The sequence below is a fragment of the Microbacterium sp. B24 genome (assembly GCF_000333415.1).
Taxonomy (GTDB): Bacteria; Actinomycetota; Actinomycetes; order Actinomycetales; family Microbacteriaceae; genus Microbacterium.
This window is the reverse complement of sequence record NZ_BADB01000515.1, coordinates 1-1491: the sequence shown is the minus strand read 5'-3', so window position 1 is coordinate 1491 and position 1491 is coordinate 1. Positions and strand designations below refer to the sequence as shown.

The 1491-nt window shown below is 70.0% G+C and carries 2 protein-coding genes; one reads left to right on the top strand and one right to left on the bottom strand.

From position 1 onward, the window contains the following. Positions 1-133: 133 nt before the first annotated feature. The gene (locus I5I_RS15040; RefSeq protein ID WP_187289968.1) at positions 134-610 is read right to left on the bottom strand and encodes an Rv3235 family protein; all 477 of its coding nucleotides are present in this window, start codon (positions 608-610) and stop codon (positions 134-136) included. Between the two features lie 152 nt (positions 611-762). Here I5I_RS15040 and I5I_RS15035 point away from each other — a divergent pair, with 152 nt between their 5' ends. Further along, positions 763-1365 (top strand): hypothetical protein, encoded by a 603-nt coding sequence (locus I5I_RS15035; RefSeq protein WP_036321645.1) that lies wholly within the window; start codon positions 763-765, stop codon positions 1363-1365. The last annotated feature ends 126 nt before the right edge of the window (positions 1366-1491 follow it).

Genomic DNA, 1491 nt, shown 5'->3' with positions numbered 1-1491 from the left:
GCCGGATCACTTCCGGATCGTGACGTTGCCGANGGCGCGCGTGCTCACCGAGGCGATCGAACGGCTCGGCAACTTCCTCTCGTCGTACCGGCAGTAAGGCGGGTCGGTCACGCGGGGCGCGTCCCCGGAAGGCTCAGAGAAGTGCGAGGGACGTGGCGCGCCAGCGACCGTCCCAGCCCTCCAGACGGAGGGCGACGGCGCGCGTGCGCGCGGGTCCTGCCACGATGACGACTCCTTCGATGACGCCGTCGGCGGGCGAGGAGTGGCGTGTCGAAAGGATATGGTGCACGGGGCGGGCCGGCGCGACACCGCGCGCACTCCGCGCACGAGCCGACAGATTGGCCCGTGTGATCAGCGCGCGGAACGCGTCCTCGCCGAACCAGCGTGCGAGCTGATCGACTTCGCGCACCCCGGCGAGGGCCTCGAGGACGCCGATGGTCAGGTTCTTCAGCAGCGGCTCGGGAGCGGGCAGCGCATCCGTGCCGGTGCGCTGGGGTGCGAAGTACTCCGCGACCTCCAATGCAGATCCGCGGCGTGGTGTCGACACGCTCCGCGGCGCGGTCGCGCTGCGCGGTGGAGTACCGGCAGCGTCGGGGGATGCGGTGGCCATGCTCCGTCCTCCTCTGACGTCGTCCGCCCGGTCGGGCGTCTGACGAGTACAACACAGCCCACGCACAGGAAGGATGAGAATCCTCCAACGTGTGGAGAGGCCGCTGTGGACAGAGTCGGCGGGCAGCGGTATCCGTGCCCTAGGGTCGCCGCGTGCGCTGGGACCGCTTCTTCGAGGATCTGGAAGACCAACTCGACTCCGAATGGGAGGCTGAGCGCGCCGCCCTCGATACCGAGGCGGAGCGCCTGCGCCTGGCGCGCATCCCCGTCCGAGATCGGCTCGTGGTGCTCACGGAGGCCGGCGACGTCTCCCTCGGCATCGAGCTCACGGACGGCACGACGCTGTCGGGAGTCGTCACGCGCGTCGGATCCGACTGGCTCGCCGTGTCCGTCGAGGACGGATCGTCGGGGATGGTCTGGATCGTGCCGTTCACCGCCGTGGCGACCATGGCCCTCGGCACGAAGGATCTTCTCGACAGCGTGCGCAGCGCCCACCCCGGCGGCGCACTCGCGCAGCGTATGTCTCTGGGCTTCGTCGTTCGCGATCTCGTCCGTCGGCGCATCCCGGTGACGGTGCGTCTCGTAACGGGACGTGTCCTGTCCGGCACGATCGACCGCGCCGGGGCAGACCATCTCGATCTCGCGCTGCACGAGGTCGGCGCGGTGCGCCGAGCCGATCAGCTGCGCGGCTTCCGGATCGTTCCGTTCCCGGCGGTGGCCGCGATGCGGATGGATGCGGTCGCCGACCTCGTCTGAGGGATGCCGGTGGCGCGACGATCAGTCCGGGTTGCGCNACGCGCCTCGACCCCACAGCTCGGGAAAGCTCGCCGCATTCGACTCGCGCAACAGCGCCATCCGTCGCGCGTCTTTCACTTGGTCGTC

Excerpts from the sequence above, each read along its gene's own strand:
- I5I_RS15040 (WP_187289968.1), bottom strand. The coding sequence starts at position 610 with ATGGCCACCGCATCCCCCGACGCTGCCGGTACTCCACCGCGCAGCGCG.